The organism is Kitasatospora sp. NPDC028961 (genome assembly GCF_055564815.1).
The window spans coordinates 435,388-448,895 of the sequence record NZ_JBVHVO010000003.1; the positions used below are offsets into that span (position 1 = coordinate 435,388).

At 74.3% G+C, this 13,508-nt stretch carries 10 protein-coding genes; 9 read left to right on the plus strand and 1 reads right to left on the minus strand.

The window, feature by feature from the left end; genetic code table 11:
• Positions 1 to 75: 75 nt before the first annotated feature.
• Entirely contained in the window at positions 76 to 1,680 is a 1,605-nt protein-coding gene (locus ACZ4UX_RS09410) for an MFS transporter (protein ID WP_465706196.1), read from the minus strand.
• Positions 1,681 to 1,901: 221 nt separating this feature from the next.
• On the opposite strand from ACZ4UX_RS09410, the gene ACZ4UX_RS09415 reads away from it, so the two are divergent.
• From ACZ4UX_RS09415 to ACZ4UX_RS09455, 9 genes are all read left to right on the plus strand, one after another.
• On the plus strand, positions 1,902 to 2,591 hold the full coding sequence (locus ACZ4UX_RS09415; RefSeq protein ID WP_465706197.1) for a TetR/AcrR family transcriptional regulator: 690 nt from the start codon (positions 1,902 to 1,904) through the stop codon (positions 2,589 to 2,591).
• A gap of 110 nt (positions 2,592 to 2,701) precedes the next feature.
• The gene (locus ACZ4UX_RS09420; RefSeq protein ID WP_465706198.1) at positions 2,702 to 4,003 is read left to right on the plus strand and encodes a sensor histidine kinase; all 1,302 of its coding nucleotides are present in this window, start codon (positions 2,702 to 2,704) and stop codon (positions 4,001 to 4,003) included.
• Entirely contained in the window at positions 4,000 to 4,674 is a 675-nt protein-coding gene (locus tag ACZ4UX_RS09425; RefSeq protein ID WP_352289714.1) for a response regulator transcription factor, read from the plus strand. Before ACZ4UX_RS09420 ends, ACZ4UX_RS09425 begins: the two co-directional genes overlap by 4 nt.
• A gap of 142 nt (positions 4,675 to 4,816) precedes the next feature.
• Entirely contained in the window at positions 4,817 to 5,965 is a 1,149-nt protein-coding gene (locus tag ACZ4UX_RS09430; protein ID WP_465706199.1) for an alpha/beta hydrolase, read from the plus strand.
• A gap of 28 nt (positions 5,966 to 5,993) precedes the next feature.
• Positions 5,994 to 7,220: an acyltransferase family protein gene (locus ACZ4UX_RS09435; protein WP_465706200.1), complete on the plus strand. Its 1,227-nt coding sequence runs from the start codon at positions 5,994 to 5,996 to the stop codon at positions 7,218 to 7,220.
• Between the two features lie 220 nt (positions 7,221 to 7,440).
• Positions 7,441 to 9,390, plus strand: a complete 1,950-nt coding sequence (locus ACZ4UX_RS09440; RefSeq protein ID WP_465706201.1) for a galactose oxidase-like domain-containing protein — start codon at positions 7,441 to 7,443, stop codon at positions 9,388 to 9,390.
• 36 nt (positions 9,391 to 9,426) lie between these two features.
• Positions 9,427 to 11,718: a Dyp-type peroxidase gene (locus ACZ4UX_RS09445; protein WP_465706202.1), complete on the plus strand. Its 2,292-nt coding sequence runs from the start codon at positions 9,427 to 9,429 to the stop codon at positions 11,716 to 11,718.
• Between the two features lie 72 nt (positions 11,719 to 11,790).
• The gene (locus ACZ4UX_RS09450) at positions 11,791 to 12,138 is read left to right on the plus strand and encodes an MmcQ/YjbR family DNA-binding protein (protein ID WP_329487489.1); all 348 of its coding nucleotides are present in this window, start codon (positions 11,791 to 11,793) and stop codon (positions 12,136 to 12,138) included.
• Between the two features lie 157 nt (positions 12,139 to 12,295).
• Complete coding sequence (locus ACZ4UX_RS09455) at positions 12,296 to 13,507, plus strand: alpha/beta hydrolase (protein ID WP_465706203.1); 1,212 nt, start codon at positions 12,296 to 12,298, stop codon at positions 13,505 to 13,507.
• Position 13,508: the final 1 nt, after the last annotated feature.

Below are 13,508 nucleotides of genomic sequence, written 5' to 3' on the forward strand. Positions count from 1 at the left end.
AGGCCGACGCGCGAAGCCGGGGGCCCCGGACTCCCGAGGGAGTCCGGGGCCACCGGCTTCGCGGTGCGCGGGCGGTCAGATGTGGACGGCCGGGCCGGCCTCGCCCTTGCCCCGGCGGGCGAGCAGCCCGAGCAGGGCGGCGGCGAAGGCCACCACGGACGCCACCGCGAAGGCGAGCGACATCCCGCTGAGGAAGGACTGGTGGACGGCGCCGGCCATCGCGTCGACCACCTCGGCCGGGGTCCCCGCCGGGGCGGGCGGGGCGAAGCCGAGCTGGGCCGCCTGCTTGAGGCCCTCGGCCTCGGCGCCCTGGACCGGCGGCAGGCCGGCCTCGGCCCACTTGCCGGGCAGCACGTCGCCGACCTTGGCGGCCATCAGGGCGCCCAGTGCCGCGGTGCCGAGGCTGCCGCCGACCTGCATCGCGGCCTGCTGGAGGCCGCCGGCCACGCCGGAGAGCTCCATCGGCGCGTTGCCGACGATCACCTCGGTGGCGCCGACCATGACCGGGCTCATGCCCAGGCCCATCAGGACGAACCAGAGCGACATCACCCCGGCGCCGGAGCCCTCGTCCAGGGTGGACATCCCGAACATCGCCACGGTGGTGATCAGCATGCCGGCCACGATCGGGACCCGCGGGCCGAGCCGGCCGATGGCCAGCCCCGCCACCGGCGAGCCGATGATCATCATGCCGGTCATCGGGAGCAGGTGGACGCCGGCCTCGACCGGCGCCATCCCGTGGACGTTCTGCAGGTAGAAGGTCACGAAGAAGATCGCGCCGAAGAACGAGAAGGCCATCAGCACCATCAGCAGCGTGGCGGCCGACAGCGGGACGGAGCGGAACAGGCTGAGCGGGATCAGCGGCTCGCGGGCGACCCGCTGCCAGAGCGCGAAGGCCGTCATCAGGACCAGCGCGCCGCCCAGGAAGAGCAGGGTGCTGGTGTCGCCCCAGCCCCACTCGGGCGCCTTGATGATGCCGAAGACCAGCGCGAACATCGCCAGCGAGAGCAGCACGATGCCGGGGACGTCGAAGGATTTGGCCGCCTTCTCGGCCCGGACGTCCCGCAGGATCCAGATGCCGAGGGCCAGGGTGAGCAGGCCGACCGGGATGTTGATGAAGAACACCGACTGCCAGCTGACGTGCTCGACCAGCAGACCGCCGACGATCGGACCGGCCGCCGAGGACGCGCCGATCACCCCGCCCCAGATGCCGATCGCCATGTTGAGCTTCTCGACCGGGAAGGCCCCGCGCAGCAGGCCGAGCGCGGCCGGCTGGAGCAGCGCGCCGAACAGGCCCTGCAGGACGCGGCAGGCGATCACCGTCTCGATGTTGCCCGCGAAGGCGATCGCGGCCGAGGTGGCGGCGAAGCCGGCCGCGCCGACCAGGAAGGTCCGCTTGTGGCCGAAGCGGTCGCCGATCTTGCCGGCGGTGATCAGGAAGACCGCGAGGGCGAGCAGGTAACCGCTGGTCACCCACTGGATCTCGGACGGCGCGGCCTTGAGGTCGGCCTGGATGACGGGGTTCGCGATCGCGACGATCGTGCCGTCCAGCGCGACCATCATCACGCCGACGGCGACGGTCAGCAGGGTCAGCCAGGGATGCCCCTTCAGGCCGCCCCCGGAGGACGAGTCGGGCTGCGGCGGGTCGTCCGCCTTGGTGCTCTTGACGACGGACTGGCTCATCTGGGGCCCTCCGGGGGCATGGCAGCGAACAGACGTGGTCGTGGCGCCCCGGGCCCACCCGTCCCCACGAGTTACCCGGCCTGGGGGCGCCACGCTCCGGAGATTATGTCAGCAACTGACATTTGGCAAACTCTGCCTTGTTGCGGGGACTGACATTTGTCAGACCGCTACAGTTGTGCACCAGTACCCCCCTCCGCCTCGCCGTCCGGAAGGCCCCCGCCATGGCCGCTCAGCGCTCGCCCCTCGCCACCGCCCCGGCCGTCCGGCCGGCCGAGGGCGCCGGTCCCGGCCTGCGCGAGCGCAAGAAGCAGCGCACCCGGGACGCCCTGATCGAGGCCGCCCACCGGCTCTTCCTCAGCCAGGGGTTCGCCGGCACGACGGTGGACGAGATCGCCGCCGCCGTCGACGTCTCGCAGCGCACCTTCTTCCGCTACTTCGCCAACAAGGACGAGGTCGCCCTCGCCGTCATGGCCGACGCCGAGGACTACTTCATCGACCGGCTGCGGGCCCGCCCCGCCGAGGAGAACCCGCTGCAGGCACTGCGGGCGGCGATCGTCGAGTCCTGGCACGACCTCGGCTCCCGGCACCGGACCGGCCCGGGCTCGGTGACCAGCGCGCTGGAACTGATGCAGATGATCGAGGACACCCCCACACTGCTCGCCGCCCACCTGCGCCGGGTCACCGAGCAGGAGCGGGTGGTGGTCCAGGTGCTGGCGGCCCGCGAGGGCCTCGACCCGGCCGAGGACCTGCGCCCCACCGTGATGGCCGCGGTCTTCGGCAGCGTGCTGCGCGCGGCCCACCTGTCCTGGAGCGCCGACCACGAGGCGTCCGGCCTGGAGGGCATGATCGCGCTGATCACCCGTCACTTCGACCAGCTCGGCCCCGCCCTGGCCGGCGACTGGCGGCCCTAGCACCCCGTCCGGGAGCGGCCCCGGCGGCCACCGGGTCATACCGGAGTACTACGGCGGAGTCCGGTCCCCGGTCCGACGCCCGTCGGCACGGGCCGCCCTAGGCTGACGGGATGATCGATCCGCCCACCGGGCCGGCCCGGGGCGGCCTGCTCCCCGGTCTGCTCGCCCCGCTCGCCCGCCCGTCCACCGACCACACCCCGCTGCTGGCCCACGCCGCCGCCCGCTGGGTCCGCTGGCTGCCGTACGTCCTCGCGCTGGCCGCGATCAGCTCCCTGCTGCCCAGCGGGATCAACGTCCTGGCCACCGACTACGGCCTCAACGTCGGCCTCGCGGCGGCCCTCTCGATCGCCCAGACCGTGCCGCTGCTGCTCGCCGTGAGCCGCCCGCTGCCCGCCTGGTGGATGATCGGCGCCGCCGACCTGCTGACCTCCCTGCTGATCCTCACCACCGGCCGGGACACCTCCTCCTCCTGGCCGTGGCCGGCCCCCGGCGTGGTCGGCTACCTGCTGCTGATGCTGCCGCTCGCGCTGCGCGAACGGCGCCGCACCCTGCTCTCCGTCTGGCTGGCCACCACCGCCACGAGCCTCGCGCTGTCGCTGCTCGGCATCGGCGCGGACGTCGGCAGCGACAACAGCCTGCTCGCGGTGGCCCTGACCGGGGCCGTCCTGGTCCTGGGCGGCGCCCTGCGGGAACGGGCCGAGGCCCAGCGGCTGCTCGCCGAGCAGGAGCACATCAGCGAGGCCGAGCGCGAGCGCCGCACCCTGCTGGAGGAGCGCGCCCGGATCGCCCGCGAGCTGCACGACGTGGTCGCCCACCACATGTCGGTGATCGCCGTCCAGGCCGCCAGCGCCCCGTACCGGATCGCCGGCGTGCCGGCCGAGGCGGCCGAGGAGTTCGGCGCCATCGCCGGCACCGCCCGCGACTCGCTGTCCGAGATGCGGCGGCTGCTCGGGGTGCTGCGCAGCGAGGAGTCCGGCACCGAGAAGGCGCCCCAGCCCGGGATCGCGCAACTGGCCCAGCTGGTCGAGACGGTCGGCCGGGCCGGGGTGCCGGCCGAGCTGGCGGTGCTCCCGGAGCTGGTCGACGCCCTGCCGCAGGCCGTCGACCTCTCCGTCTACCGGATCGTCCAGGAGGCGCTGGCCAACGTCGTCCGGCACGCGCCCGGCGCCGAGGCCTGGGTGTCGCTGGCCGTCGACGGCCCGGCCCTGCTGGTCACCGTGGTGAACGGGGCCCCGCCCGCGCGTGCCGAGTCGCTGGAGGCCGCCGCCGAGGGGACCGGTCACGGGCTGGTCGGCATGCGGGAACGCGTGCGGCTGCTGGATGGGAAGCTGGACACCGGCCCGCTGCCCGACGGCGGCTTCAAGGTGGCCGCCGTCCTGCCGATCGACACCCCCCGGGAGCCCACCGCATGACCATCCGCGTGATCATCGTCGACGACCAGGCGATGGTGCGGGCGGGCTTCGCCGCCCTGCTCGGCGTCCAGAGCGACATCGACGTGGTGGGCGACGCGGCGGACGGCGCGCAGGCCCTGGAGGTCTGCGGCCGCACCCACCCCGACGTCGTGCTGATGGACGTCCGGATGCCCGTGATGGACGGCCTGGAGGCGGCCCGCCGGCTGCTCGACCCGGCCGTCCCCGGCGCCCACCGGCCGAAGGTGCTGATGCTGACCACCTTCGACGTGGACGACTACGTGTACGAGGCGCTGCGGGCCGGGGCCAGCGGCTTCCTGCTCAAGGACGCGCCCCCCGCCGACCTGATCGCCGCCGTGCGGGTGGTGGCGGCCGGCGACGCGCTGCTCGCCCCCTCGGTCACCCGCCGGCTGATCGAGGACTTCGCCCGGACCAGGCCGGCCCGGCGCCGCGACCCCAAGCTGCGGCTGAACGGCCTGACCCCCCGGGAGACCGAGGTGCTGGAGCTGATCGCCCGCGGCCTGTCCAACCAGGAGATCGCCGCCGGCCTGGTGCTCGCCGAACAGACCGTCAAGACCCACATCGGCCGGATCCTCGCCAAGCTCGACCTGCGCGACCGCGCCCAGGCGGTGGTCCTGGCCTACGAGTCCGGCCTGGTGACGCCGGGTCAGTGACGGCCCGGCCCCGGCCCGTCCCGTTCCCCTCCTGCTACCCGGGTAGCACCCGGGAGTTGGCCCCGCGGAGTGACGTCCGCGGGGCCGCCGCGTTTCTACCTTCCTCTCCGTCGACACCTGACGGACAAGGGAGAACACGCACATGCGGCAGCCTCGCAACGAGCACCGACCCCGGCCCCGGCGCTTCGCCCGCACGGTCGCCGCCGCCGCGGTCGCCCTGGCCGCCGTACTGGGCGCCGGGGGCTGGGCCTGCGACACCCAGCACCCGGTCACCGGCCCACCGCCCGGCACCGCCGGCTGGGTCGCCGACACCACCCTCGGCCTCCGGCTGCCCGACCCGGCCACCGCCTCCCCCGCCGCGGTGGCCGCCTTCCTCGCCGAACTGCCGACCGCCCGTCAGGACGCGCTGGCCGTCCGCCACCCGCTGGTGGTCGGCAACCTCGACGGCGCCCCCGTCGGCCTCCGCTACCGGGCCAACGCCCTGGCCCTGGCCGAGGAGCGCGGCCGCGAACTCGCCCGCGCCGCCGACCCGGCGCTCACCCCGCAGGACCGCACCACCGCCCGCGAACGCGCCGAGCGCTACCGCACCCTGCTGGACGGCGACCGGCGGATCCTCGCCTTCGACCCGCGCGGACGCGGCCAGGTCGCCGAAGTCCTCGGCGACCTGGCCACCGCACCCCGGACGGCCGTCGTCGTGCCCGGCTCGGACATCGACCTGCGGAGCTTCGACCGGCCCACCGACCCGTACGGCACCCCGGCCGGGATGGCCCGCGCCCTGTACGAGGCCACCGGCCGGCAGACCGCCGTGATCGCCTGGGCCGGCTACACCACCCCGGTCGGCCTCGGCCCGGACGCCGCCACCGAGACCCTCGCCCGGGCCGGCGCCCGGCGGCTCACCCGGCTGCTGGACGGGCTCGCCGTCACCACCCGGCCGGCCGCGCCCGCCACGGTGTTCTGCCACAGCTACGGCTCGGTGGTCTGCGGCCTGGCCCGCCCCGGGCCGGAGCAGGCCGCCGCCCTGGTGGTGCTCGGCTCCCCCGGGATGGGCGTCGGCTCGGCCGCCGACCTCGACCCCCGGGTGCCGCTCTGGGCCACCCGGCGCAACGGCTCCGACTGGATCGGCGACGTGCCCAACGTCTCGCTCCTCGGCCTCGGCCACGGCGCCGATCCGACCGGTCCCGCGTTCGGCGCCCGCCCGCTGCCCGCCACCGGATCCCACGGCCACACCGGCTACTTCGCCCCGGGCACCGCCTCGCTCGCCGCCTACACCGCCCTCGCGCTCGGCCGCTGAGCCCCACCACCTCCCGAGGAGCAACGCCATGCCCCACCCGCTGACCGCCCTGCGCCGCGCCGCGCACCAGGTCGACACCCGCACCCCCGAGACCCGCGACCGCGCCCTGGACGGGCTGCGCGCCCTCGCCCTGCTCGCCGTCCCCGTCGGCCACTGGCTGCTCGGCGGCTTCACCCGCTCCGCCGACGGCGCCCTGCACAACGCCAGCCCGCTCGGCTCGCTCGGCTTCCTCGCCCCGGCCAGCTGGGTGCTCCAGATGCTCGGGGTGTTCTTCCTGGTCGGCGGCCACTCCTCGGTCCGCTCGCTGGAGCGGGCCCGCGCCCGCGGGGTCGGCCACGCCGGCTGGCTGCGGGCCCGCTCGGTGCGGCTGCTGCGCCCGGTCCTCGGGGTGGCGGCGGTCTGGGCGCTGCTGATCCCGGTGCTGGGCCGGCTCGGCGTCCCCGGCGACACCGTCCGGACCGGCTCGGTGCTGGTGGTGCAGCCGCTCTGGTACATCGGCGTCTACCTGGGGCTGACCGCGCTGACCCCGCTCTGCGTGGCCGCCGCCCGGCGGCTGCGCGGCTGGTCGGCGGGCGTCCTGGCGGCCGTGGTCGCGGTGGTCGACCTGCTGCGCTACGGCCCGTGGGCGGACGCGGTGCCGTCCTGGGTCGGGCTGCTGAACATCCTGCCGGGCTGGCTCTTCGGCTATCAGCTGGGCGTGCTCTGGGCCCACGGGCGGCTCGGCCGTCCGGCCGCGCGCCTGCTGCTGCTCGGCGGCGGCGCGCTGTTCGCCACGCTGCTGCTGGTCTTCCACTACCCCGCCAGCATGGTCGGCGTGCCCGGCGCCGGGCGGACCAACTCGCACCCGCCGTCCCTGCTGGTCCTGGCGCTGGCGGCGGTGCAGATCGGCGCCGCGGTGCTGCTGCGCGAGCGGCTCGGCCGGCTGCTGCGCCGCCCGCTGCTCTGGCTGCCGGTGGTGGCGGTCAACCTCTCGGCGATGACGATCTTCTGCTGGCACCAGAGCGCGATGCTGGCCGTCGCGGTGCCGGGCGCGGCCGTCCTCGGCACCGTGCCCGGCCTGACCGGCGCCCCGGACTCGCTGGCCTGGGCGGCCGCCCGGGTGGCGCTGCTGCCGCTGTTCGGCGCCGTCCTGGTCGCGATCGGGTGGTTCACCCGCCGCTTCGACGGCCCCTGGACGGCGTTCTCCCGCCCCTGGAAGACGGTGGCCGGCGCCGCCGCGGCGCTGTTCGCCGCGTACGCGCTGGGCGTGGTGTGAGCCGGTCGGCGCAGCCGGGGAACTGACGGGGCGTGAGCCGCACGGGCCCACGCCCCGTCCGTCGGCGACACGTACCCGGCCGGGGGATGGATCCGCATGCGGACCGACACGCACTGTGATGTCCTGTGACGGTCGGCGACGATCGGTCGTCCCCGCCCGCCCACGGCCGGGCCGTCCGCACCCGCCGGCTTCTCCCCCACACCCCCTTCCGAGGAGTCCCATGTCCCTGTCCCGACCACGGCCGAGATCCGGCCGCCGGCTCGCCGCCGTCGCCACCGCCGTCGTCTGCGCGCTGACCACCGGCACCGTCCTGACCGCCGCCACCCCCGCCGTCGCCCTGGTCCTCGCCCACGGCGGCGGCCACGACGGAGCCGCGGTCCCGGCCGACACCGCCCCGCACATCACCGCGCCCCGGGTGCTGGCCGAGATGCGCGACGACGAGGTCGCCGCGCTCGGCCCGGAGCACGCCGAGGAGCACGCCCGGATGCGCGCGGCCGTCCGCGGCGTCGGCGACTACCCGCAGACCACCCGGACCAACCGGCTGAAGGCGCTGACGGACTCCCAGACCGCCGCCAACGCCGGCTTCGATCCGGCGACCTTCGGCGCGTTCAAGGCGTACTTCCCCTCCCCCGACTTCGGCGACCACATCGCCCTGCTGCCGACCGGCAAGGTGCTGCTGTTCTCCTTCGAACGGATCGAGACCAACCCGGAGAAGGAGCCGGCCCCCACCCAGACCATCGGCCGGGAGAACGCCGGCCGGGCCTTTCTCTGGGACCCGGCCAAGGGCACCGGCACCGCCGCCTTCAAGCAGGTCACGCCGCCGGTCGTCGACATGCCGGACGGCCTCGGCCAGGAGCGCCCGGCGCCGTTCTTCTGCGCCGGGCACTCCTACCTGCCCAACGGCATGCTGGGCGTCTTCGGCGGCAACCTGGGCGGCAACGGCGGCACCGGCGCCAAGCTCTCGCTGATCTTCGACCCGTGGACCGAGACCTGGACCCGCAACCCCGACATGTCGGTCGGCCGCTGGTACCCCTCGGTGGTCACCGGCGCCGACGGCCGGCAGCTGATCATGTCCGGCCAGTCCGAGCTCGGCTGGGGCACCCCGACCCCGGTCGTCGAGCGCTTCCCCGCCAAGGGCCACCCGGTGCCGCACCTGAAGACCGAGACGCCGAGGAACACCCCGGTGGACCGGTTCAAGGCGGACGCGCCGTTCACCCTGGACTACCCGCACCTGTTCTCGCTCAACGACGGCAACATCTACGGCTTCGGCCGCCAGGCCGCCGAGCAGTGGAAGTTCGACCCGGTCAACGAGACCCGCAGCGACCTGACCGCCCGCCCGGACGGCCGCAAGCGCAACTACGGCTCGGCCGTCATGCTGCCCGGCGGCGTCAACGGCCCGGACTCCGCCCTCGTCCTCGGCGGGGACCGCGACAACCCGAGCACCCTGCGCTTCTCCAACGGCAGTTGGACCGCCGAGAAGTCCCGCGCCTTCGGCCGCACCCAGGACGACACCATCCTGCTGCCCGACGGCAAGCTGATGACCGTCAACGGCGCCTACGACATCCGGGACTACGGCAACGGCCCCTACAACCCGAACGCCGACCTCAAGTACCGCCAGGTCGAACTCCGCGACGACCAGGGCAACTGGAAGCTCGGCCCGGTCCAGCGGCTGCCGCGCGGCTACCACTCCAACGCCGTCGTGCTGCCCGACGGACGGGTCATGGTGACCGGCGACGAGCTGCAGCAGATCGCCAACAACCCGGACATCGACGGCACGGTGAGCGGCATCCCCGGCACGACCGGACCCGTCACCATGAACGGCACCATCGAGATCTACGAGCCCGCCTACCTGCACCAGGCCAACCGCCCCTCGCTCGACCGCGGGCCCACCTCCCCGGTCGGCTACGACAAGAAGTTCCTGGTCACCACCTCGACCCCGGAACGGGCCGCCAAGGCCGTCCTGCTGGCGCCGACCACCGCCACCCACTCGGTCAACACCAGCCAGCGCCAGATCGAACTGCGGCTCAGCAGCCGGGCCGGCAACCGGCTGGAGTTCCAGGCGCCGCCGGACGCCAAGGCCGCGCCCCCCGGCTGGTACATGCTCTTCCTGCTCAACGACAAGGGCGTGCCCAGCGTCGCGCAGTGGGTGCAGCTCGGCTCCCCGGCCTGATCCCGGCCTCCCCCACCCACCCCACGGAGGAACCCCATGGCAACGGATCTGAGACTGCGCCGGAGCGAGGAGATCCAGGGCGACATCGTCGCCGGCTTCAAGAAGGACAACGTCACCCTGCTGTTCCTGAAGTTCGAGGACGCCGCCAGGGCCCGCGACTGGCTGCGCGCGGTCGCCCCGCAGATCGCCACCACCCGGCAGGTCGCCGAGTTCAACGCGGCGTTCAGCGAGGCCCGCAAGAGCTCGGGCGGCGACGACCCCAAGACCCTCAAGGCCACCTGGCTGGGCCTCAGCCTCACCTACGAGGGCATGCGCCAGCTCTCCGCCACCGACCCGTTCGAACAGGCCCCGCCGGTCGGCAGCGGCCTGGAGGCGTTCAAGGAGGGCTCGGCCAAGCGGGCCGGCGCGCTCGGTGACACCGGCGACAACTCCCCGGAGAACTGGCTCTTCGGCAACGGCAGGAACCAGCAGGTGCACGCCGTGCTGACGATCGCCTCGGACACCGAGCAGGACCTCGCCGCCACCGTCACCGCCCAGCGCGAGGCGGCCGCCGAGGCGAAGATCGTCACCATCTTCCAGCAGAACGCCAGGACCCTGCTCGGCAGCCGCCGCGGCAAGGAGCACTTCGGCTTCAAGGACGGCATCAGCGAGCCCGGCGTCCGCTTCTTCGACCCGCCGGACCCGGCGAACGAGGAGGAGGTCGAGGGCCATCCGGGCACCCGGATCATTCCGGCCGGCGAGTTCGTCGTCGGCGAGCAGCCCGCCCCCGGCAGCTTCACCGACTTCCCCGGGTGGGCCCGCGACGGCTCCTTCCAGGTCGTCCGCCGGCTCTCCCAGGACGTCCCCGGCTGGTGGTCCCAGGTCTCGGTCAAGCTGAAGGAGCTCAAGCAGGCCAAGGCCGTCCCGGACACCGCCACCGCCGAGTGGCTGGCCGCCCGGCTGGTCGGCCGCTGGCGCTCCGGGGCGCCGGTCTGCAAGCACCAGGACCGCGACGTCCCGAACGACCCGAAGGCGTCCTCGGACAACGACTTCGACTTCCGGGACGACCTGGAGGGCCTGGTCACCCCGCTCTTCTCGCACCTGCGCAAGTCCAGCCCGCGGGCCGGGCTGCAGGCCCCCGACCCGAGCCGGCCGCCGTTCGACGCCAAGGAGCTCGACGGCCGGCGGATCATGCGGCGCGGCGCGCCCTACGGGTTCCCGTTCGACCCGGCCTCTGAGGGCCCCGGCGGGCCCGACGACCCGCGCGGCCTGCTCTTCGTCTGCTACCAGGCCGACATCGCCCGGCAGTTCGAGTTCATCCAGGCCGACTGGATCGACCAGCCGGACTTCCCGCCCGGCCGCAACCCCGTCCCCGGCAAGGACCCGGTGATCACCGAGGCCGACGACGTCGACTTCGAGAGCCGTGGCCCGGACGGCGCGATCAAGCACACCCCGCTGCACTTCCAGCAGTTCGTGCAGACCCAGGGCTCGGTGTACGCCTTCGCGCCGTCCATCAGCACCCTCAAGGCGCTCGCCGAGGGGCGGCTCACCGGGCAGTCGCAGGGTCAGCAGGGCGGCCAGACCTCCGCGCGGCAGGACAGGGGCTACCCGTGCGACGACTTCGTCGCCGTCCCGGACCAGTGGCGCAAGGGCGGCCGGAGCCAGTTCTGGGCGTTCCACGGCCCGCAGTGCCGCCGGATCGCGGTCGAGGACGGCGCCGCGCACACCGACCACCCGGTCGAGCGCGACACCGCGCTGACCACCTGGCCCTGCCTGCGGGGGGTCGAGCGGATCGACTGCGTCCTGCCGATGGCCGATCTGCAGAACCCGGCCGGCAAGAGCTGGTACTGGGTGTTCCACACCACCGGCGGCCGCCAGCAGTACCGGTCCGTCTCGATCACCTGCGGCGGCGGGACGTACACCGACGCCCTGGAGCGCCCGGACCGCGGCCTCTCGGCCTGGAACTCGCTCGTCGGCGTCGAGCGGATGGACTGCTTCCTCCCGGTGCCCGACCAGCAGCGGGTCGGCGGCAAGAGCTGGTACTGGGCGTTCCACACCACCGGCGGCCGCCAGCGGTACCGGCTGATCTCGGTGGCGGACGGCGCCGCGCACACCGACGTCTGCGAGCGCACCGACCGTGAACTCTCGCGGTGGAGTTCGCTGGACGGCATCACCGGGGTGGACTGCTTCCTGCCGGTGCCCGACGTCCAGCGGGTCGGCGGCCGCAGCGAGTACTGGGTGTTCCACGGCGAGAACTACCGCAAGATCTCGGTGGCCGACGGCAGTGGACACCCGGACCGCAAGATCGCCGACGACCGCTCGTGCGACGGCTGGGCCTCCCTGGTCTGAGCCGGTCACCGCGCCCCCGCCCGTGACGCGTGCCGGGGGCGCGGTGTCGGTCCACTGCCCTACGCTGCCGCCATGGTGACGTTCGATGAGTTCCGCGCGATGGCGCTCGCCCTGCCGGAGGCCGTGCAGCAGCCGACCTGGGAGATCGAGACCCTGCGGGTCCGCACGAAGATCTTCGCGATGGGCTCGCCGGACGGCACCGGCGTCAGCGTCAAGGCCTCCCCGGAGGACCAGAGCGAGCTGCTCGCCGCCGCGCCCGAGGTGTTCTCCTACCCCCCGTACGTCGGGCGGCACGGCTGGGTCGGTGTCCGGCTCGACCTGGTCGACCCGGAGGAGCTGCGCGAGCTGCTCACCGAGGCCTGGCGCCGCACCGCTCCCAAGCGCATGGTCAGGGAGTTCGACGCGGCGCAGGACCGGTGACGCCGAAAGGACACCGCCGGTTCATGTGATCCATCCCACAGTTTGAGCGGGCCCGACACCGCGCCACGCCCCCTACGCTTACCCAGGGAAGTTGGCAGTCGTACCACCTCCGGGCCCCGCCCGCAGAACGGTCACGGGCCCCTAGGGAGTTGACGCGATGCGCCGTCGGCGGTGGAAGCGTGTACTGATCGGCGCCTTCGCCGGATGCGCCGTGCTGGCCGACGCCGGCGCCGCCGCGGCCCAGGCCGCCGCGTCCACCGAGCAGTTGGCGATCTCCACCCCCCCGGCCGGCAGCGCCGCCTGGGTCGAGGACCACTCCTTCGACCGCACCCTGCCCGATCCGGCCCTCACCACGCCGGCCGCCGCCGCCGACTTCTTCGCCTCGCTGGCGCCCACCGAGCTGGACCGGCTGATCCAGGACTACCCGCTGGTCGTCGGCAACTTCGACGGCGCCCCGGTCGAGCTGCGCTACCGCGCCAACCGGATCGCCCTCACCGCCGAGCGGGACCGCGCCCGGGCCCGCGCCGCCGACCGGACCCTCGACTCCGACCTGCGCGCGCTCGCCGTCTCCCGCGCCAACGACGTCGAGCACCTGCTCGCCCCCGAGCGCCAGGTGCTCGCCTTCGACCCGCGCGGCCGCGGCCTGGTCAGCGAGGTCTGGGGCGACCTCACCGACGCCGACCGGATCTCCGTCCTCGTGCCCGGCTCCGACGCCGACCTCGGCCACTTCGACCAGGCCGCCGACCCGCTGCGCTCCCCCGCCGGGATGGCCCGCGCGCTGTACGCCGAGGAGCGGCGGCAGTCGCCCGGCACCCGGACCGCAGTGATCGCCTGGACCGGCTACGTCACGCCCTCCGGCCTCGGCCCGGACGCCGTCACCTCCCGGCTCGCCGATGTCGGCGCGCCCCGGCTGGAGCGGCTGCTCGCCGGCCTCAAGGAGACCACCCGGCCCGACGCGCCGCCGTCGCTGCTCTGCCACTCCTACGGCTCGGTGGTCTGCGGCACCGCCGCCCCCGAGATCCCCCGGGCGGCCGCCTCGCCGTCCGACACCTCCGGGATCACCGACCTGATGGTGTTCGGCAGCCCGGGCATGGGCGTGCAGAGCACCTCCGAACTGGGCACCGGCGTACACGTCTGGGCCACCCGCAACGGCAGCGACTGGATCGGCAACGTGCCGTACCTGGAGGTCGGCGGGCTCGGCCACGGCGCCGACCCGACCTCGGCCGAGTTCGGCGCCGAGCAGATCTCCTCGGCCCGCTCCTCCGGCCACAACGGCTACTTCACCGAGGGCACCGACAGCCTGCACAACTTCGCGGCCATCTCGCTCGGCCACTACGAGGACGTGGTCCGGCCCGTTCCCGAGGCCTGAC

Coding starts and splice junctions, on each gene's coding strand:
- ACZ4UX_RS09410 (WP_465706196.1), bottom strand. CDS start 1,680: ATGAGCCAGTCCGTCGTCAAGAGCACCAAGGCGGACGACCCGCCGCAG.
- ACZ4UX_RS09415 (WP_465706197.1), top strand. CDS start 1,902: ATGGCCGCTCAGCGCTCGCCCCTCGCCACCGCCCCGGCCGTCCGGCCG.
- ACZ4UX_RS09420 (WP_465706198.1), top strand. CDS start 2,702: ATGATCGATCCGCCCACCGGGCCGGCCCGGGGCGGCCTGCTCCCCGGT.
- ACZ4UX_RS09425 (WP_352289714.1), top strand. CDS start 4,000: ATGACCATCCGCGTGATCATCGTCGACGACCAGGCGATGGTGCGGGCG.
- ACZ4UX_RS09430 (WP_465706199.1), top strand. CDS start 4,817: ATGCGGCAGCCTCGCAACGAGCACCGACCCCGGCCCCGGCGCTTCGCC.
- ACZ4UX_RS09435 (WP_465706200.1), top strand. CDS start 5,994: ATGCCCCACCCGCTGACCGCCCTGCGCCGCGCCGCGCACCAGGTCGAC.
- ACZ4UX_RS09440 (WP_465706201.1), top strand. CDS start 7,441: ATGTCCCTGTCCCGACCACGGCCGAGATCCGGCCGCCGGCTCGCCGCC.
- ACZ4UX_RS09445 (WP_465706202.1), top strand. CDS start 9,427: ATGGCAACGGATCTGAGACTGCGCCGGAGCGAGGAGATCCAGGGCGAC.
- ACZ4UX_RS09450 (WP_329487489.1), top strand. CDS start 11,791: ATGGTGACGTTCGATGAGTTCCGCGCGATGGCGCTCGCCCTGCCGGAG.
- ACZ4UX_RS09455 (WP_465706203.1), top strand. CDS start 12,296: ATGCGCCGTCGGCGGTGGAAGCGTGTACTGATCGGCGCCTTCGCCGGA.